Below are 26236 nucleotides of genomic sequence, written 5' to 3'. Positions count from 1 at the left end.
GCCTGTGCGCGAGCGGCGTAGCGGCAGGGGCGCGAGACCTGCGGGGGCCGGCGCGTCGCGGGTGTGCGGGGCACGGGACTATCCAAGGTCCTTGAGCGCCTCCAGCACATCTTCGGCATGGCCGTCCACCTTCACCTTGCGCCACTCGCGGCGCAGGATGCCGTTGGAGTCGATCAGAAAGGTGCTGCGTTCCACACCCTCGACCGTTTTGCCGTACATGTTTTTGGGCCGGATCACGTCGAATTGCCGGCAGAGTTTTTCGTCCCCGTCCGACAACAGTGCAAATGGAAAATCATACTGGCTGCGGAACTTTTCATGGGACTGGACAGTGTCGCGGGAGATGCCCAGGACCACGGCCCCCGCGGCCGTGTAGCGCGGGTGGAGGTCCCGGAAGTCCTGTCCTTCCCGGGTGCATCCCGGGGTATTGTCTTTGGGATAGAAATACAGCACCACCGTCCGGCCCTTGAGCGCGGAGAGCCGGATCGTTTCGCCCCCGGTAGCGGACAGTTCGAAGTCCGCCACCTTCCCGCCGATCGTGACTTTGCTCATGCATCCCTCCCGGTTGATTGATTCCGCCCATGCGTCATACGCGTTGGCACTCAGCCCTTGTAGGGTTCCATGATGGCGTCCAGATTGAGGGCGTCGCAGAAATCCATGAACTCCTCCCGCAGCGCGGCGATCTGGATGGACGACGGGATGCTGATCATCAGATGGACCGAGAACATCGGGGCGCCGGTATGGGCCGCAGCGTAGCTGGCGGTGGTCAATTCCTGGATGTTGATGTCCCGTGATGAGAAGAATTCCGCCAGATTGTGCACGATGCCGGGATGGTCGATGCACACGACTTCCACGGTATAGGGGAGGAGCGCGTCGCGCGGCGGCCGCGGTTCGGTGCGTTTGGAAATGATCGTCATGCTCAGGCGCTCGCCGAGCCCCGCGAGGGCGCCTTCGAGTTTGGCGATTGTGTTCCAGTTGCCCGACACCAGCAGGATCAGCGCGAATTCCCCTCCGAGCACCGTCATCCGGCTGTCCTCCACGTTGCAGCCGCAATTGAGGATCGCGAGCGAGAGCTCGTTGACGATGCCCGGGCGGTCTCCTCCCAGCGCGGAGATGACGAGGAAGTTGTTCATGGCCATAGGCGTACCACTGGCGCGCGGCGCCGTTGCGGGGTCCAGAGCGGTTTGCGCCGGCCCGTGGATGCGGTTTGGGCGCCGCCGGTGGCCCGGTTAGTCATCGAGCAGCACCGCGCGCAGCCGTGCGGCGGCGTCTTCCGGGCTGACCGTGTTCACGAACAGTCCGGAGCCCAGTTCGAAGCCGGTGGGAATGCTGGTCCGTGGGCAGATCTCCAGGTGCCAGTGGTAGCTTGCGTCGCAGTCATTGTACTCCTCGCCCCGCGGCAGGGAATGGAGGAAGTAGTTGTACTGTACGCCACCCACCACCGCTTCCAGCCGGCCCATAGTCCGGCGCAGCACTCGGGCTAGATCGTGGAGGTCCGCGTCGTCCAGGGCCGTGTAGTCGCTCTGGTGCTCCAACGGCAGGATGTGAACCTCCCACTCGAAGCGGCTCGCGAACGGTTTGATGGCGATGAAGCGCTCGCCGCGTTCCACCACGTATTGGCCGACGCTGATGCGCCGCCGGATCGCGCCTGATGCGCGGTCGTAGATGGTGGCCTCAAAGGTCAGTGCCTCGTCGATCAGCGAGCAGAAGATGCATTGGTGCTGTTTCTGATGGTAGCGGTGGCTGTTTACCACCTCGTTGTGCACGTTCTCGGGCACCACGGGCATTGCGATCACCTGGCTGTGGGTGTGCGCAATGCTGGCGCCCGCCGCCGGCCCGAAGTTCTTGAACACCAGCACGTAACGCAGCCGCGGGTTGGTCGCGTACAACTCTGACATCCGGTCCCGGTAGGCCTGGAAGACGAGGGACAGATGGGTGTCGTCCATCTCGTGGATGGCGATTCCATGGGCGGAGTGGTCGATCAGGACCTCGTGGCGGCCATAGCCGTCGATGGCCTGCTGCAGGCCGAAGATCAAATTGCCGCCGGTGCTGTCGTGGCCGAGCACCGGATAGAGGTTTTCCACGACACGCACCTCCCAGCGGCCCTCCGCTGGGTAGGCGGCGATGGTCGGTGGGGTCATGGACTCGTTGCCGGTGCAGAACGGACATCGGTCTACATGGGCGCGCGCGTCGCGGGGCGCCTTCTCCTCCTCCTGGCGCGGGCGTACCGCCCGCGCGGTGGCGACCAGCACGGATTCACTGGGGACCACGGGGTTGATGCGGATTTCTCTTACGGGCTGGACTGCGGGCTGGACTGGTTCGCTCATGGGACTCCGTTCGGGGACGCGTCAGGTTTCCCGAAGGATACCTCAGGCGCATCTACTGGGACAGGCACCTGCCGGGGCGCGGTAGGCAGGCAGGCGGGCTTCCGGGCCGCAGCTCCGGCATCGGGGCGCGGGACCAGACTGGTTGCCTAGGGACGAACGAAGTCGGTGGGACGTCGGCTTGTAACCGCCATCTCCCCCCATTACTATGGCCCATTCGTTTTTTCGAGGCCTCGGGGCTTCAGGAGTACCAGTATGTTCCACGGTAGCATGGTGGCCCTGGTTACGCCCATGCGCAGCGACGGCGCGTTGGATGACGAGGCCCTGGCCCGCCTGGTGGAATTCCATGTCGAAAACGGCACTGATGCCATCGTGGCGGTCGGGACTACCGGCGAGTCGGCCACCCTGGACACCGATGAACATTGCCACGTGATCCGGCGTGTGGTGGCGTTATCCCGAGGCCGGGTTCCGGTGATCGCCGGCACCGGTTCGAATTCCACCCGCGAGGCCATCGAATTGACCGCTTGTGCCCTGCGGGCGGGCGCGGACGCGGCACTGCTGGTGACACCGTATTACAACAAGCCGACCCAGGAAGGGCTGTTCCGCCACTACAAGGCGGTGGCAGAGGCGGTACCGATGCCGCAGATTCTGTACAACGTCCCGGGTCGCACCGCCTGCGACCTGCTTCCCGAGACCGTGGCGCGCCTGTCGGTGGTTTCCAATATCGTCGGAATCAAGGAAGCGACCGGTGACGTGGCCCGGGGCCGCGAGATCCTGGAGCGCTGCAGCGGGCGCATGGACCTCTACAGTGGCGACGACGCCACGGCCATGGAGTTGATGCTTGCCGGCGCCCAAGGGGTGATCTCGGTGACGGCGAACGTTGCACCGCGGGCCATGCGCCAGCTCTGCGACGCCGCCGCCGCCGGCAGCCGTGCCGAAGCGGCGTCGATCAATGCACGCCTGGACGCCCTGCACCAGCAGTTGTTCGTGGAGGCCAACCCGATTCCCGTCAAATGGGCATTGTATGAAATGGGCATGATTGCGCCGGGCATCCGTCTGCCGATGACCGTGCTCTCGGAGCGTTATCACGAACCGGTGCGTCAGGCCATGAAACAGGCGGGGGTGTTGTGAAAACCATCATTGTGGATGACCGTCCCGCGCCGCATGCCTGCGCCGCCGTGCGGTTCGCTATGCTTGCGGCACTCGTCCTGTTGGTGGGCGGCTGTGCCTCCATGCACACGCTATTCCCAGGGCTCGCTCCCCAGTACAAGGGAAGCAAGGTCGAGCGGCCCCTGGATGTGCCCCCGGATCTGACGGCGCTTCCCGATGATACCGCCACGCAGATCCCCGGCGCTGTGCCCGCCGCGCAAACCCCGGGTGGGCCTGCTTCCGGCCCGGGGTCACAGGGAGCTTCCTCCCAGGTGGCGCCGCCGATTCCGGGGATCCGGGTGGTCCGCGACGGTAGCGAACGCTGGCTGGTGATCGACCTGCCCCCGGACCAGGTATGGCCCCGGGTGCGGGCGTTCTGGCTGGAGAACGGATTCGTGCTGGAGGAACAGGATCCGCGGGTTGGGACCATGCAGACCAACTGGCGCGAGAACCGGACCATGATTCCCGAGGATCCGATTCGCCGGTTGATCACCCGGATCCTGCCTTCGGTATATTCGGCCCCCACGCGGGATCAATACCGGGTGCGCGTCGAGGCCGGTACGGCGCCGGGTACCACCGATCTTTATTTGTCCCAACGTGGTGTCAAGCAAGTGGCCCAAGGGGACGGCTTCATCTGGGAGGCGCGCGCGCCGGACCCCGACCAGGAGGCCACCATGCTGCGCCGCCTGATGGTGTTCCTGGGCGTCCATAAGGCCCGCGCCCAGGCCCTGGTAGCCGGCGCTCACGAGCCACCGCCCCGCGCGGAACTGATCCGGGGTTCGGACGGGGACCTTTCCCTGCGTATCAGCGAGCCCTTCGACCGCGCGTGGCAGCGCACCGGCATCGCCCTGGACCGCGTAGGTTTTCTGGTCCAGGCCCAGAACCGTGCCAAAGGGGTCTATTATGTGCGCTATGACGACCCCTTGAAGGACCAGGAGAAGCGCAGCCTGTTGGGACGGTTGTTCGGCAGCAAGCAGTCGAATAGTGACCGCTATTGGGTCCGATTGCAGCAGCAGCCCACCGGTCAGGATACCCGGGTAGTGGTGTTGAGCAACGGCGGCAAGCCCAACAATTCCAAGACTGCCCAGCGGATCCTCACGGTTTTGCAGGAGCAGCTCCGTTAGCGGGCACGATGCGCGGTGCGCGGGACCGGCGACCGGCCCCGTCCGTCGGCGCGCGACGTTGGACCGGATCCGGCCGCGGAGGGAGTAGGTGCGGTTCGCCTCTCTGGGCAGCGGCAGTCGTGGCAATGCCACCGTAGTGGAGCAGGGGAGCACCCGAATCCTGGTGGATTGCGGGTTCTCGGTGGCCGAGACGGAGCGCCGGATGGCGCGTCTCGGATGCCATCCCCGGGGTCTCAGTGCGATCCTGGTCACCCACGAACACGGCGATCACCTGCGGGGTGTGGCGGGGCTGTCGCGGCGCTACGGGACTCCGGTATGGGCCACTGCCGGTACCAGCGGCTTTCTTCGCGGCTCCGGGCACCGGCTTGAGCTGTTCACCGCCCTGGACACCTTCGCCGTCGGGGACCTCCAGATCCAACCGTTCGCGGTACCCCATGACGCCCGGGAGCCCTGCCAGTTCGTGATCGGGGACGGCGGGCGGCGCCTCGGCATCCTGACCGATACCGGCAGCACCACGCCCCATATCCAGGCCATGTTGGACCGCTGCGACGGGCTGCTGCTGGAGTGCAACCACGACTTGGACCTGTTGGCACATGGACCTTATTCCGCGGCCCTCAAGGCGCGGGTGGCGGGCCGTCACGGGCATCTGAGCAATGATCAGGCGGCGCAACTGCTCGCCGGGCTGGACGGATCCCGCCTCCAGCACCTGGTGGCCGCCCACCTGAGCGAGCAGAACAACCATCCGGATCGGGCGCGTGCCGCCCTGGCCGGGGTCCTGGGCTGTGACCCGGGGTGGATCGAGGTCGCGGATCAGGCCGCGGGCCTGGATTGGCGGACGCTGGTGTGATGGGGGTCGGCCGCGGCGCGCCCGGCACCGGGCCGCTGGTGCCGTCTCGCGCCATCCAGTATGATCCGCAACCCTCGATCCTCTCCGTCGCGCAGGCGCCCCGCGATGCTGCAGTTACCCGGTAGCCCAGCCCTTTCCCCTTTTCGCGTCGATAAATTGACGGATCAGATCCGGCGCGAAGTACCCGACCTCCGCACGCTGTACGCCGGGTTCGTCCACTTCGTGGATCTGGAGCGGCGGCTGGGGGTGGACGAACGCCGCCTGCTGGAGCGCCTGTTGGCCTACGGTCCAGAACGCCCGCGGGAACCACCGCAGGGCCAGCTCCAACTGGTGGTGCCGCGCCTCGGCACCCTGTCCCCTTGGTCGAGCAAGGCCACCGACATCGCGCGCAACTGCGGCCTGGGGTCCGTGCGCCGCCTGGAGCGGGGGATCGCCTATTACTTGATGCGGAACGCCGGACGGCCTTTGGATGAGGCGGCGTTGGAGCGCGTGCGCCCGGTGCTCCACGACCGCATGACCCAGACGGTACTCTCCTGCCTGGAGGACGCGGAGGGTCTGTTCGTGCAGGCCGCGCCGGCGCCGTTGCGTACCGTGGACGTGACCGGGGGCGGGCGTCCCGCCCTGGACCTCGCCAACCGCGAGTTGGGGCTCGCGCTGTCGGCCGACGAGGTGGAGTACCTGGCGGAGCACTTCGGTGCCGTGGGCCGCAATCCTACCGACGTGGAATTGATGATGTTCGCGCAGGCCAACTCGGAACACTGCCGCCACAAGATCTTCAATGCCGACTGGATCATCGACGGCCACCGCCAGGAAAAATCCCTGTTCGCCATGATTCGCAACACCCATCGGGTCAGTCCCGCCGGAGTGCTGTCCGCCTACCGCGACAACGCGGCGGTGATCGAAGGTTACCGCGCGCGGCGGTTTTTCGCCGATCCCCGGAGCGGGCGCTACGATGGGGTGGAGGAGCCGGCGCACATCATGGTGAAGGTAGAGACCCACAACCACCCCACCGCCATTTCCCCGCTGCCGGGCGCGGCCACCGGCGTGGGAGGGGAAATCCGCGACGAAGGAGCCACGGGGCGTGGCGCCCGGCCAAAGGCCGGTCTCGCCGGGTTTTCCGTGTCCAACCTGCGCATCCCGGGTTTTGTCCAGCCCTGGGAGGGTGATTTCGGCCGGCCGGGGCGCATCGTCTCCGCCTTGGGGATCATGCTGGAGGCCCCGATCGGCGCGGCGCGCTTCAACAACGAGTTCGGGCGGCCGAATCTGGTGGGTTATTTCCGCACCTTCGAGGAATCGGTGCCGGGGCCCGAAGGCGCGGAGGTGCGCGGTTACCACAAGCCCATCATGGTGGCAGGTGGCCTCGGCAATATCCGCGCCGGACATGTGCACAAGGGTGTGCTGCCCCCGGGCTCCCTGGTGGCGGTCATCGGGGGGCCCGCCATGCTGATCGGTCTCGGGGGCGGGGCGGCCTCGTCGGTGACGGCCGGTACCAGCAGCGAGGATTTGGATTTCGCGTCGGTACAGCGGGACAACGCGGAGATGCAACGCCGCTGTCAGGAGGTCATCGACCGGTGTTGGGCGATGGGCGAGGAGAGTCCGATCCTCTCCATCCACGACGTGGGTGCCGGCGGGCTGTCCAACGCGGTGCCGGAGCTGGTCCATGACAGCGAGCGCGGCGGGCGTTTCGAGTTGCGTTCGATCCCCAGCGCGGACCCGGGGATGTCCCCCATGGAAATCTGGTGCAACGAGGCCCAAGAGCGTTACGTGCTGGCCATCGCACCGGACCGGCTGGAAGCGTTCCAGGCGCTGTGCGAGCGGGAACGCTGCCCCTGGGCGATGATCGGCGCGGCCACTGCGGAACCGCGTCTGATGCTGGGCGACGCGCTGTCCGGTGTCGGCGCCGTGGATCTGCCCCTCGATGTGCTGCTTGGCAAGCCGCCGAAGATGCTGCGCGAGGTTCATCGCCGTCCGTTTCACAAGCCGGGGTTCGATCCCGCGGGAGTGGACGTGAACGAGGCTGCGCTGCGGGTGTTGCGGCTGCCGGCGGTGGCCAGCAAGGGATTTCTGATCACCATCGGCGATCGCACCGTGGGTGGGTTCACCGCGCGCGATCCGATGGTGGGGCCCTGGCAGGTCCCGGTGGCGGACGTGGCCGTTACCCTGGCGGACTATGACGGGTACCACGGCGAGGCTATGGCCATGGGCGAACGCGCCCCTGTGGCACTGGTGCACGCGGCGGCATCCGGACGCCTCGCGGTGGGCGAGGCGATCACCAACATCGCGGCGGCGCGTATCCGCCGCCTGCAGGACGTGCGCTTGTCCGCCAACTGGATGGCCGCCGCAGGCCACCCCGGGGAAGACGCCGCGCTCTATGAGACGGTGCGGGCGCTGGGCGAGGACCTGTGTCCGGCCCTGGGCATCGCGATCCCGGTGGGCAAGGACTCCCTATCCATGAAGACCGTATGGCGCGACGCCGACGGCGAACATGCAGTCACCGCGCCGCTGTCGGTGATCATTTCGGCCTTCGCTCCAGTCGTGGACGCGCGCCGCAGCCTCACGCCCCAACTCACCCCAGGCGCGGACAGCGTGTTGATCCTGGTGGACCTGGGCAAAGGCCGCAACCGCCTGGCGGGCTCGGCCCTGGCCCAGGTGTACCGGCAGGTGGGACAGCATGCGCCGGACCTGGAGGATCCCCGGGCACTGGCGGCGTTCTTCGAGGCGGTGCAGGATCTCAACGAATCCGGTCTGGTGCTGGCCTATCACGACCGTTCCGACGGTGGCCTGTTCGTGACCCTGTGCGAGATGGCGTTCGCGGGCCACTGCGGCGTAACTGTCAGCGTGGATGGGCTCGGTACCGACCCGGTCGCGACCCTGTTCGCCGAGGAACTGGGGGCGGTGCTGCAGGTGCGCGGCGCCGACCAGGCAGCGGTATTGGAGCGTTTGCGCGGCGCCGGCCTGGTCCGTTGCAGCCACGTATTGGGCGCCCCCAACGCGGATGACCGGGTGGTGATCCGCGCGGCCGGGCGTACCCTGTTGGACGCGCCGCGTGCCGATCTGCAGCAGGTCTGGAACGAGACCAGCTACCGGATGCAGGCGTTGCGGGATAATCCAGACTGCGCCCATGAGGAGTTCGAGGTCCGCGCGCGGGGGGCGGATCCGGGCCTTAACCCCAGCTTGTCCTTCGACCCGGCGTTGGATGTGGCGGCGCCGTTCGTGGGCCGCGGCGCGCGACCCAAGGTGGCGATCCTTCGGGAGCAGGGGGTGAACGGTCACGTGGAGATGGCGGCCGCGTTCCAGCGCGCCGGCTTCGATTCCTACGACGTACACATGAGCGATCTGTTGGCCGGGCGCCGCAGCCTCATGGATTTCCACGGTCTCGCGGCCTGCGGCGGGTTCTCCTATGGCGATGTCCTGGGGGCCGGCGCGGGTTGGGCCAAGACGATCCTGTTCAACCCCCGGGTACGGGAGGACTGCGCGGCATTTTTCCAGGACGAGACGCGTTTCGCCTTGGGGGTATGCAACGGGTGCCAGATGTTGGCCAACCTGCGCGAGCTGATTCCCGGCGCCGAAGATTGGCCGCACTTCGTGGGTAACACCTCGGAGCAGTTTGAGGCGCGTCTGAGCCTGGTGGAAGTGCTACCGTCGCCCTCTTTGTTCTTCGCGGGCATGGCGGGTTCGCGCTTGCTGGTGCCGGTGGCCCATGGCGAAGGGCGCGCCGAGTTCCGTTCCGGCGCGGATGCCGAACGGTTGCTGGCCCAGCAGCGCGTGGCCCTGCGTTTCGTGGATCACACCGGCACCGCGGCGCAGCGTTATCCGGACAATCCGAACGGTTCCCCACTTGGAATCACCGGTCTTACCACCGCGAATGGGCGGGTGACGATCCTAATGCCCCATCCGGAACGGGTGTTCCGCACCGTTCAGCATTCCTGGCACCCGCCCCACTGGGGTCCGGACGGGCCGTGGCTGCGGATGTTCCGCAACGCCCGCGTCTGGGTGGACTGAGCCTTACTCTATGCGCCCCGTGGCCGGGTTTAGGCCCGGAGCCCTGTGCGTCCCGCCCAATCCCGCGCGAACTGCCAGGCTACACGGCCGCTGCGCGAGCCGCGTGTCAGCGCCCATTGCAGGGCGGCGCGAAGCACCGCTTCCCGGTCCGGGACTGGGGTCTTCATCCGTTTCAGCCAGTGGAATACGATCTCCAGGTAACGTTCCTGGGAGAACGGATGAAACGCGAGCCATAATCCGAAGCGTTCCGAGAGCGAGATCTTTTCCTCTACGCCTTCGCCGTGGTGGATCTCCTGTTCGACGAGCCGTGTCTCCAGGTTCTCCTGAATGGTCTCGGGCAACAGGTGACGCCGGTTGGAAGTGGCGTAGAGCAGCACGTTGTCCGGCAGCGCGCTGACGGCGCCTTCCAGTACCGCCTTGAGCGCGCGGTAGCCGGCGTCGCCGGCGGCGAAGGACAGATCATCGGCGAATACGACAAAGCGTTCCGGCCGCGGTTCCAGCAGTGGCAGGAGGTCCGGCAGATCGAGCAGATGCTCCTTGTTCACCTGTATCAGGCGCAGGCCGTCGCTCCGGAAACGGGTGAGGAGTGCCTTGATCAGGGACGATTTACCGGTGCCACGGGCACCCCAGAGCAGCACATTGTTGGCCGGAAGTCCGGCCAGGAACTGGCGCGTGTTGCGCACCAGGTCCGCCTTCTGATCGTCGATGCCGTGCAGGTCCGCGAGCCGGATCCGGTGCGGATGCGGGACCCCCTCCAGGAAGCCGCGCGCGCCCACCCGGCGCCAGCGGAACGCAGCGGCGCGACGCCAGTCGGCTTGCGCGGGCGGAGTGGGAAACCAGTGTTCGGCCCGCTCCAGGATCCGTTCCACCCGATCCAGCAGTTCGTGGTAGTCTGCCATGGTAGGTCCTACAGTCCGATACGATATTCCCCGACCCGGCGCCACAGGATAATGGATTGTGCCGCTGGGGACTATCGACCACATAGGCCCGCTGCGGGCCGATGCAGCGATCTTATCGCCTAGGGGCCGCACGCGTGGCCCCGGTCGAAGGCACGCCCGGGAGGTGGTGTGGACGGCGAGTCACTCTGCGCGGGAAGGTGTTCCGCCCACTGGCGGTTCGCGGTGGTGTTGCGTCTGCTGTTGACGGCACTGCTGCTGCAGGCGTCCGTCGCGGTTGCGCAAGAGACCGTGGAGTCCCGTGAACGGCGGGTCTACCGTCTGGCGGTATTCCCATACCTCTCGCCGTTGCGTCTGGAACCCCTGTTCGCGCCGATGGCCGCGGAGTTCAGGCGGGTCCTGGGCCGCGAGGTGCGCTTGGTTACTCGCTCCAGCGACGCGCGGTTCCGTGCCGCCCTGGACCGGGAGGCGTTCGCGGTGGTCTTTGTTCAGCCCTTCGATTATGTGTGGCTGGCGGACCGTTTGGGATACCGTCCGCTGGCGCGTTCGGCACGGGATCTCGAGGCCCTGTTCGTGGTGCGTGCCGAGGCCAGTGCATCTGGTCTGCGCGACTTCCGGGGGCAGGTCATCGCGTTCCCACCCGCGGCCAGCGCGGTCACTCGGCTCGCACTGGCTGCGTTGCGGCAAGTGGGCTTGCAACCGCAACGCGATTTTCAGCCCCGATACGACTCGACTCATTGGGCCTGCATGCGCTCATTGATGGCAGGTTGGGCGCGCGCCTGCGTGACCGCCGCGTCGCCGCTCGATTTGTACCGGGATCACGCGCGCCACCCGGTGCGGGTAATTTTCCGTTCGCCCTCGATTCCGGGGCCGCTGTTCGCGGCGCATCCCCGAGTGAGTCTCCAGGAACGCGCGCGCTTGCGTGCGGAGATTGTCTCCTGGGGTCGGTCGGAGCCCGGCCGGCGGATCCTGACCGGCGGGCGGTTTCCCGGATTCGTGCCCGCCGCGGATTCGGACTATGAATCCGTACGCCGCTTCCCGGGTGACCTGCACGGTGGGGGGTAACTCCCGTGTCGCTACGCTACCGGATCGCCCTCACCATCTTCGTGCTGGAGCTCACCATGATGGCGGTGGTGCTGTGGCAGAGCCTCAACCTGTTTCTGGAAGAAAGCCGCCTGCAGTTGGTGACCACGGACCAAGTGATCGTCGACGTACTGGGCGGGTTTGCGCACACCGCGCTGATCACGGAAGAGTACGCCGGCCTCCAGCCCTATCTGGAGCGTGCCGGAAGCGACCCGCATATCCATACGGTACTGCTCGCTGACGAAGCTGGTCGGATCATCGCCGCCAGCGATGCCGAACGCATCGGGGGGCAGCTCGGTACCGTGGTGGGCGCCGCGGGCCGATACTGGCGGCGTTTGCCGATCCGCAATGCAGCCGGGCCGCTCGGGACCCTGGCGGTGGAATTCTCCCGGGACGCATTTCACGACGCCTACCGGCAGGCGTTGCGCAGGGGCATAGTGCTGGCGGGGGCTGGCATGTTCGCGATCGCCCTGGTGGGCTTGGCCATGGGGTATCTGCTCACCCGGCGTCTGGGGCGTTTGGTGGTGGTGGCAGGTCGGTTGGGTGCCGGGCAGCGCTCGGTCCGGGCCGGTCTGACCGGTCGCGACGAAGTGGCGCGCCTGGGACGGGTGTTCGACACAATGGTGCAACGCATCGAGGACAGCCAGACGGCCCTGGAGCGGACCAATCAGGCGCTTGAGGCGCGGGTGCAGGAGCGGACCCGGGAGTTGGTCAAGGCGGTTCGGGACATGGAATCTTTCTCCTATTCGGTGTCCCATGACCTGCGTTCGCCGCTACGCGCCATCGACGGATATTGCCGGGTGCTGGCGGAGGATTATGGCCAACACCTGGACCCGACCGCACGGGATTACCTCGGACGCATCCGGGCCGCGAGCCGGAGGATGGGAGAGCGGATCGATGATCTGCTGCTGCTGGCGCGCTTGTCCCGGGAGCCCATGCGCCGTGAGGCGGTGGATCTCGCGGTGTTCGCACACGAGGTACTTTTGCAGTTCCCCGACTCTCTTGGGGGTCCGCCGCCGCAGACGGTTGTTCCCGAGACCCTGCCGGCCTACGGCGATCCGCGGCTGCTGCGGGTCCTGCTGGAACAGTTGTTGGGCAATGCCTGGAAATACACCCGGGAAAGCGCGGCGCCGCGCGTCGAATTGGGCGTGATCCTCCGGGGCGCGGACCGGGTCTGCTTCGTGCGCGACAACGGGATCGGCTTCGACATGGTTCAGGCGGGCACGCTGTTTGAGCCGTTCCGCCGGCTCCACGGCGCTCCATACCCGGGTACCGGGATAGGGCTTGCGATCGCCCGACGCATCATCGAACGCCATGGTGGCCGGATCTGGGCAGAAGGCGAACCGGGGCGGGGTGCGACCTTCTGCTTCGTGCTGCCGGCGGCCCCGTCCGCTATCATTGATGACGCCCCGGTGCCCCCGGTCGCCTGAGCCTTGCGGCGCCGCTTCAGCCCGCTCCCGGGGTCCGCATCCAGAATGCCAGGACGATATACGCGATGTACAGGGCGCCGTTTACCAGCAGGTGCCAGACGCGCAGGTCACCACGGCCGACACGCCAACGCAACCAAAGCCCGGCCAGCAGGGCGATGCCCACGGCGCCCAGCACCTCGCGCTGGGGCACCCATGGGGTCAGGGTGATGCCCAACGCGGTGAGTAGAGACCCCTGGAACACCATCGCCCCGGTGATGTTGCCGAACGCCAGGGTGTCCTTGCCGCGGCGAACCCACAGCACGCTGTTGACCTTTTCCGGGAGCTCGGTCGCGATGGGGACGATCACCAGGGACAGCAGCAGTGCGGAAATCCCCAAGGCTTCGGATATCCGTTCGACCCCATAGATGAATCCCTTTGCCCCGCCCACCAGCAGCCCCAAGCCCAGTGCCAATTGCGCCAGGATTACCGCCAGATTCTCCGGCAAACCGATGCGTGCCAGCAGCACCGGCGCGTGGGCCTCGGTTGCGTGCCCCCTTTCCACCAGCGCGCTGGAGGCGCGCAGCGTCAGCAGCAGGTACACGAAGTAGCTGGTTACCAGGATGATGGCGATGCTCACGCGAAGGGCCGCGGCCTGCGGCGGCACGAACAATGCCGCTCCGGCGACGGAGAACACCATAAGGAAGAAGTTCAGGTCCCGGGTCAGCCCACTGGGCTCGGGCCGGAACGCCCCGTGGATTCCGCGGCGCCTGAGGGTGGTCAGCGCCAGCAGGGACAGTGAAAGGGTGGAGAGCATGAGCGGCGCGCCGAGGATCGCGCCCACGCCGATCTCGTGGTTCACGCGCACATTGGCAGTCCCCGCAAACACCGCCAGCAGGGGGACCGTGGTCTCCGGTAGGGCGGTGCCCACCGCCGCGAACACCGAGCCGGTCATCCCCTCGGAGATGCCGAGCCGTTGGCCCAGGTGTTCGAGCGCGTTGGTGAATACTTCCGCTGCCACCAGGATCACCAGCAGCGAGATAAGCAAGTCCAGATAGGCGAACATCGGCGTTTCCGAATCCGGTTGGGGGTCCTGCCGCGGTTCCGCGCCGAACGGCGGGGTCCCCAGCTGCGCGCGCGGGATCGGGCAGACTCCCGCGGTGTATCCTGAATCGTGCTGTCCGATGGGTCTTACGTAAGCGTCATTCGGCTTAAGCCAGTTTCCGGTAGCGGATCCGGTGCGGCTGTGTCACGTCGGCACCCAAGCGCGCCTTGCGGTCTTCTTCGTAGTCGGTGTAGTTGCCCTCGAACCACACCACCTGGCTGTCGCCTTCGAAGGCCAGAGTGTGGGTGCTGATCCGGTCCAGAAACCAGCGGTCGTGGGAGATCACCATGACGCAGCCCGGAAACGCCAGTAACGCCTCTTCCAGGGCGCGCAGGGTCTCCACATCCAGATCGTTGGTGGGCTCGTCCAGGAGCAGCAAATTGCCCCCACTGCGCAGCAGCTTTGCCAGGTGGACCCGGTTGCGTTCGCCACCGGAGAGGTCGCCAATGCGCTTCTGCTGGTCGGATCCCTTAAAGTTGAAGTGTCCTACGTAGGCTCGGGAGGGCAGCTCGAACTTGCCGACGGTGATGATGTCCTGGCCGTCCGCGACCTCTTCCCAGACCGTCTTGGTGTCGTCCAGGGCGTCACGGGTCTGGTCCACATAGGCGAGCTGCACCGTTTCACCGACCCGGATGTTGCCGGCATCCGGCTGGTCCTGGCCGACGATCATGCGGAACAAGGTGGTCTTGCCGGCCCCGTTGGGTCCGACGATGCCCACGATTCCGCCGGGGGGCAGGTGGAAACTCAGGTCCTCGATCAGCAAACGGTCGCCGTAACCTTTGCGCACCTGTTGCGCCTCGATCACCAGGTCGCCGAGGCGTGGCCCCGGCGGGATGTAGATCTCCCGGACTTCGTTGCGTTTCTGAAACTCCTGGGATGCCAGCTCCTCGTAGCGTTTGAGGCGCGCGCGGCTCTTGGCATGGCGTCCCTTGGGGTTGGAGCGCACCCATTCCAGCTCCGCCTCGAGGCTCTTGCGGTGCGCGCTCTGCTGGCGCTCCTCCTGGGCCAGGCGCGCATCCTTCTGTTCCAGCCAGGAGGAGTAGTTGCCTTCCCAAGGGATCCCATGACCGCGGTCCAGCTCCAGGATCCAGCCCGCGACGTTGTCGAGAAAGTAGCGGTCATGGGTGACCGCTACCACGGTGCCCGCGTATTCCCCCAGGAACCGCTCCAGCCAAGCGACGGATTCCGCGTCCAGGTGGTTGGTGGGTTCGTCCAGCAACAGCATGTCCGGGCCGGAGAGCAGCAGGCGGCACAGCGCCACCCGGCGCCGTTCGCCGCCGGACAGGCGGGTCACATCCGCGTCCCAGGGCGGCAGGCGCAGCGCATCGGCGGCGATCTCCAGCCGGCGCTCCAGCTCCCAGGCCCCGGCGGCCTCGATGGCGTCCTGCAGCTGCGCCTGCTCGGCCAGCAACTGGTTCATTTCTTGCTCTTCCATCGGCTCGGCGAAGCGCATGCTGATGGCGTTGAATCGGTCCAGCAGCGCCTTCAGTTCGCGCACCCCGTCTTCCACGTTGCCGCGTACGTCCTTGTCCGGATCGAGCTGGGGCTCCTGGGGGAGGTAGCCGATGCGGATGCCCGGCTGCGGGCGGGCTTCGCCCAGGTGTTCCGGGTCCACGCCCGCCATGATTCGCAACACGGTGGATTTCCCGGATCCGTTGAGGCCCAGCACGCCGATCTTCGCCCCGGGGAAGAACGACAGGGAAATATCCTTGAGGATCTCGCGTTTCGGCGGGACCACTTTGCCCACGCCGTTCATGGTGTAGATGTACTGCGCCATTGCTGATGTTCCGCAGAGTGGGTTGCCTAGGAGCCGGTCCGAGTCATCATGAAGGTGGTTGGCCGTTCCCGCGGTGTATGCGCGCGCTGTGGAATCGACCCAGCCCGTCCGCGCGGCCGTAAACCTCGCCATCCTCCGCGCCCCTTCATGAAAAACACAGGCGACTGTTTGGAGCCGGATCGCCCTGGGCGGGCCATTATCGTCGAATCGACGCGGCCACGCCACCGGGCGGGCAGCGTGGCGCACTGAACCGCCGGGGATCCGGCGGGCGATGAGAGGACCGAGACGACGGTGTGGCAGAGTCCGGTGCGGTTTCCGGATGCGCACCGCGCAGCGTACGAAGCGTAACCGCGGGATCCATGGTGTTTTTTCGGCATGAAAATTGCTGCACTATGGCGTTGCTGCATGCCCGCGAAGGACGGTAGACCTGGGTCGGTTTGATGCCGTGCGCGGGCCGGCATTGGCGGGTGGCGACGGTCTACTGGCGCCAATGGAACGGAGACCATGGATGATCTGACGTATGGGGAACGGTTACGCGCGGTGATCGCCGGGCTCTCGGAGCTGTTCGCCGGGGGCCTGCCCGAGGTACGGCCGCTGCGCCAAGCGCTCCAGGGGGTGACGGATGCTGTAGGTGCCGAGTACGGCGTACTTGACCTGCGGAACGAGTTGGGACAGGAGTGGTTTGTGGCCACCGGGTTCGGGCACCAGCGCCCCGCCACCATCCGCGCCCTGCTTCAGCGGGCCGGTGCCGCTGGGGCGGACCGGCCCATGGATGAGGCGGATGTCGCCGTCGCGTCGGATCGCCGCCCCCCGCGCCGCGCCGCGGCTGCGGATCTTAGCGCGTTGCGCAACTTCCTGGTGCTGCCGGTCGGTACCCCCGGGGTGGTTCATGGCACCCTTTACCTCTGCAATAAACGCAACGGCGCGCCGTTCACCTCCGGCGATGCACAGTTTGCGCGGCACTTCGCCGCGGTTCTGGGCGGGTTTGGGCTGACGCAATCGGGTCGGGGGGCCCGCAACGACCTGGATCGGATCCTTCAGGAGAGCGTGGAAACCGTATTTTCCCGCTCCGGGGAGGCGTTTTTCCAGGCCCTGGTCCTGCACTTGGTCGAGGTGCTGGATGTGGAACTCGCCATGATCAGCGAGGTTCGGCGCGCGGACCCGGATCAGATCCACACTTTGGCCGTCAGCCACCGTGGACGGCTGCTGGAGAACTTCACCTATTCCCTGCACAAGACGCCCTGCGAGGAGGTAGTGGGTCGCAGCGCCTGTTATTACCCCACCGGCGTCCGGCAGCGCTACCCCGACGATGCGATGCTGGCGGAACTGGGTATCGACAGCTATCTGGGGATCCCCCTGTTCGACCACGGGGGCGGCGCGCTGGGCCTGCTCGTAGTGGCGGATACCAAGCCGCTGCCGGCGCCGTCGTGGGGCCAGTCGCTGGTGCGGATCTTCGCCGTGCGTGCCGCCATGGAACTGGAGCGGGATTGGGCGCGCCGTGCCCTGCGCACCAGTGAGGAGCGGCTGGATGCGGTGGTGTCCCGGGCGCCCATCGTCCTGTTCGGCATCGACCGCAACGGGATTTTCACCTTGTCCGAGGGTAAGGGTCTGGAACGCCTGGGTCTGGCCCCGGGCGAGGTGGTGGGACGCAGCATCTACGAGCTGTACGGGGACAACCCCGAGACCCTGGATCAGTTCCACCGCGCCTTGTCGGGTGAGGTCGTGAACGCCGTGGCCCGCGCGGGCGACGCATCCTTCGATGTCTGGTGGCATCCGCTGCGGGATGCCGCGGGCGCGGTCAGCGGTGTGATCGGCGTGGCCACCGACGCCACGGACCGGCGCAAGGCGGCGGAGCGGCTCGACCATCTCGCCCACTACGATCATCTGACAGGCCTGCCGAACCGTTTATTGTTCGCCGCGCGCCTGGAGCAGGCCATGGCAGAGGCGCAGGGCAGCGAGCGGCTGGTGGGTCTGCTGTTCCTGGACCTGGACCGGTTCAAGCAGATCAACGACACCCTGAGCCACGAGTTTGGAGATTTTCTCCTCAAGGCGGTGGCCGACCGGCTCCAGTCCGTCCTGCGGCCCGGCGCCACCCTGGCGCGGCTGGGGGGGGATGAGTTCGGCATCATTTTGCCGGGTGTGCGTCATATCGACTCGGTGACCGGCACCGCCTACACCCTGCTGGACCTGTTCAGCAGCCCGTTTTCGGTGGGTGGGCGCGAGGCGTTCATCACCGCGAGTATCGGCATTACGGTCTACCCGTTCGACGACCGTGACATAGATGGTATGCTGAAGAATGCCGATACCGCGATGTATCACGCCAAGGAACATGGCCGCAATACCTACCGGCTGTACACGGCGGAACTGCGCACCCGCGTGGCGCGCCGCATGTCGCTGGAGACGAGCCTGCGCCATGCCCTGGAGCGGGCGGAATTTCTGCTCTATTACCAGCCCCAAGTGGATCTGGGAACCGGGGCGATCAGTGGCGCCGAGGCGCTGATCCGCTGGCAGAACCCCGAGGCGGGGTTGGTCGCGCCGGGGGATTTCATTCCCGTCGCGGAGGACACCGGCCTGATCGTCCCCATCGGGGAGTGGGTATTGCGCGAGGCTTGCCGTCAGGCCCGGGCGTGGCGGGACGCGGGGCTTCCACCCATCACGGTGACGGTAAACCTGTCGGCGCGGCAACTCCGCCAGCGCAACCTGACCAGTACGTTCCACCACGTGCTGGAAGAGACCGGACTGAATCCGGCCGATCTCGGCCTGGAGCTGACTGAAAGCCTGCTGATGGAAAACGTCGAGCAGAATATCCGAGTGATGCAGGCCCTGCACGAGACCGGTGTAAAATTTTCCATCGATGACTTTGGGACCGGTTACTCGTCGCTGAGTTACCTGAACCGCTTTCCGCTTCAGACCCTGAAGATCGACCGTTCGTTCGTGCAGGAGGTATGCACCCACGCGGGGCACGCCGCCATCGCCCGCGCCATCATCGGGCTCGCCCATTCCCTGGAACTCGAAGTCATTGCGGAGGGCGTGGAGACCCGTCAGCAAATCGGTTTCCTGTGTGCCAACGGATGTGATGGGATCCAGGGGTATTACTTTAGTCGACCGGTTCCCGCGCCGGATCTCGCGGCGATGCTGCGCGACGCCCGCTGCCTTGACCCCGCCGACCGCCGGGCTGCGTTTGCCGCCCCCGATGGGGGCAGGGGTGAGGTCCCGGATTGAACTCCGGCGTATCCGGTTCCGCCAACCCGCGCATATGCTTCCCCATGAATGGACCAACCGCGGTGCGAACCGCGGCTTCCCGGTCGCAGCGGTGATGGTGTTCCGTTTTCGCGTCAACGCCAGCTGCGACGATGGATCTGACCAAGCGGACGACACCTTTCCATCACGCGGCCGCGCACCTGATTGGCGAGCCTGTATCGGTGCGGTTGCAATGTAGCGTAGTGCATGATCAAATCCCGACTCGGGACTTAAATACACATGGAGGTCGTGCGCAGCTCGGAGATTATAAACAAGAACAAACCAAGAGCTTGGGCAAGCCGGACGTACGCGATGCCAATTCCGCACAACGCACCGGAAGTGAAGCCGGTTGCCAGTGACCACCCAGGAGATTCCCCGCAGGTCGGGGACCGGATCATTCAGTATCTGGAACAACTGGGCGTCGAGTATGTATTTGGCGTCCCCGGCGGCGCCATCGAGCCCCTCTACAACGCACTGGCCCGCAGCGCCCGCCGCGGCGGGCCGCGCGCGGTGGTGGCCCGCCACGAGACCGGCGCCGCGTTCATGGCGGACGGCTATGCCCGGGAGACCGGGCGGCTCGGGGTGTGTTGCGCCACCACCGGTCCCGGCGCCACCAACCTGATCACCGGGGTCTGCGCCGCCTACGAGAACGAGATCCCCCTGCTCGTTCTCACCGCCCAGACACCCTTGCATACCTTTGGACGCGCGGCGTTCCAGGAATCATCCTGTACCGGCGTGGACACGGTGTCCATGTTCCGCCACTGTACGCGGTACAACTCCCTTGTTTCCCATCCGGTTCAATTGGAACACAAGCTTGTGGCCGCGGTGCTCGCGGCGCACCGAAGGCCGCGGGGGCCGGTCCACTTAAGCATCCCGCTGGATGTACTGCGCAGCCCGGCGACGGCCGCGCGGCCCCTGCCCGATCTTCCCGCGCTGCTGAGAGCGCCACGTTCCGTGGATTTGGCCGCGCTCGACCTGCTCTATGGGGAAGTTACCCGCGCCCACCGTATGGTGTTTGTCGTCGGGCAAGGATGCGGCGCAGCGGTGGGAACGATATTGGAACTTGCCCTCCTGCTGGATGTGCCGGTGGTTACGACGCCCGATGGCAAGGGTCTCGTGAGTCCCTATCACCCGCAATTCCGTGGCGTGTTTGGATTCGCGGGCCACGCCAGTGCAACGGAGGTCCTGACGGGTCCGGGGGTGGGCCGGGTCCTGGCCATCGGCACCTCCCTCGGCGAGTGGACCACTGGCGCTTGGGATCAGGAGGCCTTACTCAACGGGCGCCTGATCCACATCGACGATACCCCGGAGCATTTTGCGCGCTCGCCCATGGCAGTCCTGCACGTGGAAGGTGATATCGCCGCTTTGTTCGAACGCCTGCTGGCGCGTGTAGCCCATCAACACCAAGGCGCCACCGATCCCTGGATGCGGCCGGATTCATTTCACCCTGTTGTCCTTCAGGACCGCCACGAGCCGCACCTGTTGCCGCTGGGGCAGGGTATCAGCCCGCACGGGTTCGTGATGGACGACGCGCCCAAGTGCATGGACGAACGCAGCCCGATCAAACCCCAGCGCCTGATGCGCGATCTGGCACAACGGTTCCCCCCGGCCACCCGGTTTCTCGCCGACACCGGGAACAGCGTACCTTGGGCGGTGCATTACCTGCATCCGATGGACCGGCGCATGGCCGGCCAGCGCTCCGCGCAGGGCGGGTTTTTCCGCGTGTGCATGGAGTTCGCGCCCATGGGGTGGGCCATCGGAGCAGCCGTCGGCACCGCCCTGGGGCGGCCGGGTGTGCCGGTCGTGTGCATTACAGGCGACGGCAGCCTGCTGATGAACGGTCAGGAACTGACGGTCGCGGTCGCGGAACGGCTGCCGGTAGTGTTCGTGGTGCTCAACGACGGCGCCTTGGGGATGGTCAAGCACGGCCAGCGCTTGAGCGGAGCCGAGGCGGTTGGCTATGAACTGCCGCCGGTGGATTTCTGTGCCATGGCCCGGGCGATGGGTGCCGCGGCGCACACTATCCGTTTACCGCGGGACCTGAGTGGGATCGACGTGGACGAAGCGTGCCGGCGCCATGGCCCGACGGTACTCGATGTGCACGTGGACCCCGATGAGATTCCCCCCATACATACCCGAATGAAGGTGCTGAGGTCTGCCCGATGAGCCAGCCGCGCGAGGTTATCCACACCAGCATCTGGCAAGAGGAGCCGGAACCCGATAACCCCTTCGCAGCGGCGGTGTGTTACTGCCGCGGGTACGACGTATACGGCGATATTCTGGGCCGTGGAAGCTGGCCCGAGTACCTTTATTTGTTGTTCCATGGTGAACGCCCGGACCAGACGCTAACGCGGCTGTTGGAGGGCCTGGCGGTGGCCCTGGCGAACCCGGGGCCGCGCGATCATAGCGTACGCGCCGCCATGAACGGCGGCGCCGGCGGGTCTACCGCGGCGTCCTGCCTCATGGCCGCGCTGGCGGTGGGGGCCGGCCAATTGGGCGGTGCGCATGAGGTGTATCGGGCGATGGAGGGCTGGGTGGCCTGCGGACGGAATCTCGACGCCTGGCGCGAGCGGCTGCGCAGTCCGCCGCGCGAAGATCGCGCCGACATCTGGTCGCCGCCGGAGCACCCGCCGGGATTCGATCCCCACGGCGCGAGTTGTGCAACTCCGGTGCGTCAGACCCTGGCGTATCTGGCGGATCAGAGTCCCGGCGGCGCACTGCCGTGGCTCCAGGCGCAGCGTGCCGCCCTGGAGGCCGCCGCGGATTGTCCACTCGCTATGACTGGGGTCGCCGCCGCGGCGTTGATCGATCTGGGTCTCGATCCGCCCGCGGGCGAGATGCTGTTCCTGCTGCTGCGGCTGCCTGGTGCCGCGGTCCACGCACTGGAACAGGTGGAAGCGGGCTGGCGGAAATATCCGTTCTTCCGCGATGCCGTGATACTGGCGGACGATGCGGACCCGGGGTACCGGCGCGAGGAGGATCCATGAAGGGGCCGCGGGAACTGCTGGAGAACGAGGATCACCTGGTTACCCGCATGGGTGCATGGTTCCCCGGAGAACGCACGGTCTTCCGCGGCAAGGATCTGCACCGGGACTTCGGCGACGCCGATTGGATGGCGCTGTACGTATACGCCATTACCGGGCGCCGATTCAGCGGGGTACAACTGGAGCTGATGAACACCATGTGGGTATTCACCAGCTATCCGGATCCCCGTTTATGGAACAACCGGGTCGCGGCGCTTGCCGGCTCCGCACGGAGTACCGGGGCGTTGGCGCTGAGCGCGGCCCTGGCGGTGTCCGAGGCCACGGTGTACGGAAGACGTCCAGACATCCGTACCCTGAATTTTCTGCAACGCATAAAGAGCGGTTTGGATCGTGGGGAGTCGCTCCCGAAACTGGTGCAAGCGGAGTTGGCGCGATATCGGGCCTTGCCCGGATATGGACGACCCGTGGTGCGCAGCGACGAGCGGCTCGATCACCTGATGCGCCGGGCGGAGGCGCTGGGTCTGAATCGCGGGCCATATGTGACCCTAGCCTTCGACATAGGGCGATACCTGCGCGCTTCCCGGCGCCGTTTGCAGATGAACTATGCGGTACTGACGGCCGCATTTTGTGCCGATTTTGGGTTTACGGCGCGTGAGTTTTACCTGTTCGCGTTTGGCGCCTTTCTGGCTGGCATGATTCCGTGCTGGATCGAGGCCGCGGAGCGGCCTGAGGGTACCTTCCTGCCGCTGTCTTGCCGGCGGATTGCCTTTGATGGACCAGGGCGCCGGCGTTGGGACGATGGGCCGGTGGGGGGAACGCACGCCGCGACGGGTCCGCTCGGAACTGTGAGCACAGACGCTTCATAAGGTAAAGTTTCCGGTGCTGCGGCCGACCCGTTTGATGGCCTGAGGAATGGCCAGGGAGGGGGGTATGCGGTCGATCGTCGCGCTTACGTTCGTTGTGCTGCTGGTTGCCGTGACGCCGAGGACGGACGCTCAGGGACTGGATGAGGGCGATCTCTCCCAGGCCTACGGGGGAGCCGAATTCGTCAGCATCGCCACCGGGACGCGTCAACCCCTGTCCCGTGCCCCGGCGGTGGCCAGCGTCATCACCGCGCGGGATATCCGCGACATGGGGGCCACGGACCTCGATCAGGTCCTGGAGACTGTCCCTGGGGTGCATGTCGCCGTGTCCGGTGCGGGATATAACCCGATCTATGTCATCCGGGGTATTTCTTCCGAGTTCAATCCTGAAGTCCTGGTACTGGTCAATGGGGTTCCGATTACCAGTCTGTTCCTGGGGAACCGGAGTCAAGTCTGGGGTGGGATGCCGGTGGAGGACATCTCGCGTATCGAGGTGATCCGGGGCCCGGGCTCCGCTCTCTACGGCGCTGACGCCTTCGCGGGCGTCATCAACATCATCACCAAGACGGCGGACGAGATCGACGGCACCAAGACCGGGGTGCGCGTCGGCAGTTTCGATACCTACGGAGGTTGGCTCCTGCATGGGGGCGAGTATCGCGGTGTCAAGGTTGCCTTCTCATTGGAAACCAGCACTACCGATGGTTTCCGGAAGACCGTTGAACAAGACGCCCAAACCGGGCTAGACCGGCTGTTCAGTACGCATGCTTCCCTTGCACCGGGCCCGGTGAACACGGGCCGCAAGGCACTCGATGTCCGGCTTGATCTGTCCCGAGGTCACTGGCGTCTCCGGAGCGGGTACCAGGGGCGCTTCGATGTCGGTACCGGCGTGGGAGCGGCATCTGCGCTGGACCCGACCGGCAGCGGAATTGGACATCGGTTCAATGCCGATCTTACCTACCATACCGTGAATTTTCGGCCGGACTGGGATCTTAAGGGGCAGGTCAGCTACTTCGACGTGGCAACGAAGACGAATCTGGTCCTGTTTCCGCCGGGGGCTTTTAATACGCTTTCCCCTGGGGGATTCCCCAACGGCGTGATCGGTAATCCCGACGTGTTCGAGCGCGACTTCCGCCTGGACCTGTCCGCGTTCTACACTGGGCTGCGGGATCACCGCATCCGGATCGGGAGCGGGGGCTTGTATGGCGACATGTACCAGACCCGCGAGACCAAGAATTACTTCCTAGGCCTGTCCGGCATCCCCGCTCCCTTGGGGGGGCTCGTGGACGTGTCGAACACCGCTCCATTCATACGGCCCCATCACCGTACCGACACCTACGTCTTTATCCAGGACGAATGGTCCTTCGTCCGGGACTGGTATCTGACGGCGGGGGTGCGCTACGACAACTACTCCGACTTCGGTTCCACCACCAACCCGCGGCTGGCGCTGGTCTGGCAGGCGCGCTACAACCTGACCACCAAGCTCCTGTTTGGGCGGGCGTTCCGTGCCCCGTCCTTTGCCGAGCAGTACAACATCAACAACCCGGTCGCGCTCGGCAACCCGAACCTAAAACCGGAGACTATTAATAGTTTTGAGCTGGCCTTCGATTACCGTCCCACGCCGGCTCTGAGAACCGGACTCAATCTGTTCCGTTATAAGATGAATGACATCATCCGCTTCGTGGCCGATCCGGCGCCCGCCACCAGTGCGACGGCGCAGAACAGTGGCAGCCAGACCGGATACGGGCTGGAGGCCGAGTTCACCTGGGACGCCACGCGCAGCTTCCAACTGCGGGGCAACTACGCCTTCCAGCGTTCCACCGACGACCGTACCCATACCACCGCCGGGAACGCGCCGCAGAGCCAGGCCTATCTGCGCGGGGACTGGAAGTTCGCCCCGCAGTGGTCCCTGGACACCCAGGCGATCTGGATCGGCGTCCGGCGCCGGGTGGCAGGGGACAATCGGCCGCCGGTGGGGGCCTATCTGCTGGTGGATACCACGGCCCGCTATCGCGTGGGTGGCACCGGCCTGCAATTCGCCGCTTCTATACACAACCTGTTCGATCGTCAGGCGAAGGAGCCCAGTCCGGCGCCCGGCCTCATTCCCAACGATTTTCCCCTCCCGGGCCGGAATTTCTATGTGGAGGCCCGCTATGACTTCTGATGCCGGAGGCGGGGCGTTTGGGCGGGTTAGCGGTGCGTTGGGAAACGGCGGGTCATGCGGGGCAGGGATGCGACGCGGTATTTTCCCAACACACCCGTGTATGGAGTATGGAGCAAGCCGTGGGGCAGTGCCGCGGCGCAGCGGGTTGGGGAAGGCCGGGGCTGACCTTTCCCGACATCCTGTGAGGCACCTGCGGGCCGTGGACCGGCGCGCGCCGATACCCAGGTGCCGGGCCCGCTACCTGGGGGTGGCGGAGGTGAAGCACGGACCTGGCGGCTGATCACACCATGGCGGGGACGCGACGCAACGCCGGGTTCGGACGACGGTGGCCGCGGGGGCTCGCGGCGCGGTTCCTCGGCCTTTGCCTGCTGCTCGGGTGCGGGGCCACCGCGGCCGCCGATACCACGGTCGCTGTGCTGTATCCGGATATTCCGGAGCCCTACCGGGGGGTGTTTACCCAGATCATCAACGGCATCGAGAGCGTTCCAGCCGTCACTGCGCAGGGCTACGCCATCGGCGCGGAGGTCACGCCCGAGCAGGTGATTGCGCAGGTCCGGGCAAGCCGGCCGCAGGTGGTGATCGCCCTCGGACGCCGTGGGCTTTCAGTCGCCCAGTCTTGGGGCGGAGGAGTTCCGGTGATCGCCGGGGCGGTGCTGATCTCCCCCGATTCCGCGGCGTCCCCCATGGACGGAATCAGCCTGGTGCCGGATCCCGACCTGCTGTTTTCCCGCCTGAAGGAACTCGCCCCCCAGATCCTCCGGGTCGCGGTGGTCTACAATCCTAAGCATAACGCTTGGTTGATCCGCCGCGCTCGCCAAGCCGCCCGGACCCATGGCCTGGAGCTGGTGGGCATCGAAGCAACTGATCTTCGGACCGCCGTGCAGGCCTACCGGACGCTGTTTCGTAGCGCGGATGCGAGCCGTGTGGCCCTCTGGCTCCCACCGGACTCCACTACGGTAGATCCGCGCGCTGTCCTGCCCCTGGTACTCCAGGATGCCTGGGACAAGGGGATGGCGGTATTTTCCAGCAATCCATCCTACGTGCAGCGCGGCGTGCTGTTCGCCCTGTATCCGGACAACGTGGCCATGGGACGCAGCCTGGCGGACATGGCGATCCAGGCCCGTGCCGGTTGGCCCGATGGGCGTCCGGGGATCCGTTTTCTGCGCGATCTGCTGATCGCCGTGAACGTGCGTACCGCGGACCATCTGGGTTTGTCTTTCACGGCGCGCCAAGTGCGCGGTTTCAACTTGATCTTCCCGGCCTCGCAGTAACCGGTGG

17 protein-coding genes and 1 pseudogene are annotated in these 26236 nt (G+C 66.2%); 12 read left to right on the top strand and 6 right to left on the bottom strand.

Annotated elements, in window-relative coordinates; genetic code table 11:
* Window positions 1-78: 78 nt before the first annotated feature.
* The 3 genes from B7Z66_00945 to B7Z66_00935 all read right to left on the bottom strand — a co-directional run bounded on the left by B7Z66_00945 (window position 79) and on the right by B7Z66_00935 (window position 2324).
* Window positions 79-549, bottom strand: coding sequence for a peroxiredoxin (locus B7Z66_00945; protein OYV78155.1), 471 nt, complete (start codon window positions 547-549; stop codon window positions 79-81).
* 50 nt (window positions 550-599) lie between these two features.
* Complete coding sequence (locus B7Z66_00940; protein ID OYV78154.1) at window positions 600-1136, bottom strand: glycine cleavage system protein R; 537 nt, start codon at window positions 1134-1136, stop codon at window positions 600-602.
* A gap of 90 nt (window positions 1137-1226) precedes the next feature.
* Window positions 1227-2324, bottom strand: a complete 1098-nt coding sequence (locus B7Z66_00935) for a galactose-1-phosphate uridylyltransferase (protein OYV78153.1) — start codon at window positions 2322-2324, stop codon at window positions 1227-1229.
* A 252-nt stretch (window positions 2325-2576) separates the two neighbouring features.
* On the opposite strand from B7Z66_00935, the gene B7Z66_00930 reads away from it, so the two are divergent.
* The 4 genes from B7Z66_00930 to B7Z66_00915 all read left to right on the top strand — a co-directional run bounded on the left by B7Z66_00930 (window position 2577) and on the right by B7Z66_00915 (window position 9443).
* The gene (locus B7Z66_00930) at window positions 2577-3452 is read left to right on the top strand and encodes a 4-hydroxy-tetrahydrodipicolinate synthase (GenBank protein ID OYV78152.1); all 876 of its coding nucleotides are present in this window, start codon (window positions 2577-2579) and stop codon (window positions 3450-3452) included.
* Window positions 3449-4594, top strand: a complete 1146-nt coding sequence (locus B7Z66_00925) for a hypothetical protein (GenBank protein OYV78151.1) — start codon at window positions 3449-3451, stop codon at window positions 4592-4594. The genes B7Z66_00930 and B7Z66_00925 overlap by 4 nt, the downstream gene beginning before the upstream one ends.
* Before the next feature lie 88 nt (window positions 4595-4682).
* Window positions 4683-5441 carry an MBL fold metallo-hydrolase gene (locus B7Z66_00920; GenBank protein ID OYV78150.1) on the top strand — a complete coding sequence of 253 codons (759 nt, stop codon included), beginning with the start codon at window positions 4683-4685 and terminating at the stop codon, window positions 5439-5441.
* A 105-nt stretch (window positions 5442-5546) separates the two neighbouring features.
* Window positions 5547-9443: a phosphoribosylformylglycinamidine synthase gene (locus B7Z66_00915; protein OYV78149.1), complete on the top strand. Its 3897-nt coding sequence runs from the start codon at window positions 5547-5549 to the stop codon at window positions 9441-9443.
* A gap of 29 nt (window positions 9444-9472) precedes the next feature.
* On the opposite strand, the gene B7Z66_00910 is transcribed toward B7Z66_00915, so the two are convergent.
* Complete coding sequence (locus B7Z66_00910) at window positions 9473-10342, bottom strand: AAA family ATPase (protein ID OYV78148.1); 870 nt, start codon at window positions 10340-10342, stop codon at window positions 9473-9475.
* A 168-nt stretch (window positions 10343-10510) separates the two neighbouring features.
* Between B7Z66_00910 and B7Z66_00905 the strand changes: the two genes are divergently transcribed.
* Both B7Z66_00905 and B7Z66_00900 read left to right on the top strand, forming a co-directional pair.
* Window positions 10511-11404: a hypothetical protein gene (locus B7Z66_00905; protein OYV78147.1), complete on the top strand. Its 894-nt coding sequence runs from the start codon at window positions 10511-10513 to the stop codon at window positions 11402-11404.
* Window positions 11405-11409: 5 nt separating this feature from the next.
* Complete coding sequence (locus B7Z66_00900) at window positions 11410-12852, top strand: hypothetical protein (GenBank protein ID OYV78146.1); 1443 nt, start codon at window positions 11410-11412, stop codon at window positions 12850-12852.
* A gap of 16 nt (window positions 12853-12868) precedes the next feature.
* On the opposite strand, the gene B7Z66_00895 is transcribed toward B7Z66_00900, so the two are convergent.
* Together B7Z66_00895 and B7Z66_00890 are read right to left on the bottom strand one after the other, a co-directional pair.
* Window positions 12869-13894 (bottom strand): sodium:proton exchanger, encoded by a 1026-nt coding sequence (locus B7Z66_00895; GenBank protein ID OYV78145.1) that lies wholly within the window; start codon window positions 13892-13894, stop codon window positions 12869-12871.
* Window positions 13895-14039: 145 nt separating this feature from the next.
* Window positions 14040-15710 carry an energy-dependent translational throttle protein EttA gene (locus B7Z66_00890; protein ID OYV78144.1) on the bottom strand — a complete coding sequence of 557 codons (1671 nt, stop codon included), beginning with the start codon at window positions 15708-15710 and terminating at the stop codon, window positions 14040-14042.
* Between the two features lie 504 nt (window positions 15711-16214).
* Between B7Z66_00890 and B7Z66_00885 the strand changes: the two genes are divergently transcribed.
* From B7Z66_00885 to B7Z66_00860, 6 genes and pseudogenes are all read left to right on the top strand, one after another.
* Complete coding sequence (locus B7Z66_00885; GenBank protein OYV78143.1) at window positions 16215-18932, top strand: hypothetical protein; 2718 nt, start codon at window positions 16215-16217, stop codon at window positions 18930-18932.
* 330 nt (window positions 18933-19262) lie between these two features.
* The gene (locus B7Z66_00880; GenBank protein ID OYV78142.1) at window positions 19263-21116 is read left to right on the top strand and encodes an acetolactate synthase; all 1854 of its coding nucleotides are present in this window, start codon (window positions 19263-19265) and stop codon (window positions 21114-21116) included.
* The gene (locus B7Z66_00875; protein ID OYV78141.1) at window positions 21113-21937 is read left to right on the top strand and encodes a citryl-CoA lyase; all 825 of its coding nucleotides are present in this window, start codon (window positions 21113-21115) and stop codon (window positions 21935-21937) included. The genes B7Z66_00880 and B7Z66_00875 overlap by 4 nt, the downstream gene beginning before the upstream one ends.
* A pseudogene (locus tag B7Z66_00870) lies at window positions 21934-22728 on the top strand (hypothetical protein). Before B7Z66_00875 ends, B7Z66_00870 begins: the two are co-directional and overlap by 4 nt.
* A gap of 136 nt (window positions 22729-22864) precedes the next feature.
* Complete coding sequence (locus tag B7Z66_00865) at window positions 22865-24958, top strand: ligand-gated channel (GenBank protein OYV78140.1); 2094 nt, start codon at window positions 22865-22867, stop codon at window positions 24956-24958.
* A 287-nt stretch (window positions 24959-25245) separates the two neighbouring features.
* Window positions 25246-26229 carry a hypothetical protein gene (locus B7Z66_00860; GenBank protein ID OYV78139.1) on the top strand — a complete coding sequence of 328 codons (984 nt, stop codon included), beginning with the start codon at window positions 25246-25248 and terminating at the stop codon, window positions 26227-26229.
* Window positions 26230-26236: the final 7 nt, after the last annotated feature.

This window comes from Chromatiales bacterium 21-64-14 (assembly GCA_002255365.1).
In the GTDB taxonomy this organism is placed as follows: Bacteria; Pseudomonadota; Gammaproteobacteria; order 21-64-14; family 21-64-14; genus 21-64-14.
This window is presented reverse-complemented; position numbering and strand designations above follow the sequence as displayed.

Coding starts and splice junctions, on each gene's coding strand:
- B7Z66_00945 (OYV78155.1), bottom strand. CDS start 549: ATGAGCAAAGTCACGATCGGCGGGAAGGTGGCGGACTTCGAACTGTCC.
- B7Z66_00940 (OYV78154.1), bottom strand. CDS start 1,136: ATGGCCATGAACAACTTCCTCGTCATCTCCGCGCTGGGAGGAGACCGC.
- B7Z66_00935 (OYV78153.1), bottom strand. CDS start 2,324: ATGAGCGAACCAGTCCAGCCCGCAGTCCAGCCCGTAAGAGAAATCCGC.
- B7Z66_00930 (OYV78152.1), top strand. CDS start 2,577: ATGTTCCACGGTAGCATGGTGGCCCTGGTTACGCCCATGCGCAGCGAC.
- B7Z66_00915 (OYV78149.1), top strand. CDS start 5,547: ATGCTGCAGTTACCCGGTAGCCCAGCCCTTTCCCCTTTTCGCGTCGAT.
- B7Z66_00910 (OYV78148.1), bottom strand. CDS start 10,342: ATGGCAGACTACCACGAACTGCTGGATCGGGTGGAACGGATCCTGGAG.
- B7Z66_00895 (OYV78145.1), bottom strand. CDS start 13,894: ATGTTCGCCTATCTGGACTTGCTTATCTCGCTGCTGGTGATCCTGGTG.
- B7Z66_00890 (OYV78144.1), bottom strand. CDS start 15,710: ATGGCGCAGTACATCTACACCATGAACGGCGTGGGCAAAGTGGTCCCG.
- B7Z66_00885 (OYV78143.1), top strand. CDS start 16,215: ATGGATGATCTGACGTATGGGGAACGGTTACGCGCGGTGATCGCCGGG.
- B7Z66_00880 (OYV78142.1), top strand. CDS start 19,263: ATGCCAATTCCGCACAACGCACCGGAAGTGAAGCCGGTTGCCAGTGAC.
- B7Z66_00875 (OYV78141.1), top strand. CDS start 21,113: ATGAGCCAGCCGCGCGAGGTTATCCACACCAGCATCTGGCAAGAGGAG.
- B7Z66_00865 (OYV78140.1), top strand. CDS start 22,865: ATGCGGTCGATCGTCGCGCTTACGTTCGTTGTGCTGCTGGTTGCCGTG.
- B7Z66_00860 (OYV78139.1), top strand. CDS start 25,246: ATGGCGGGGACGCGACGCAACGCCGGGTTCGGACGACGGTGGCCGCGG.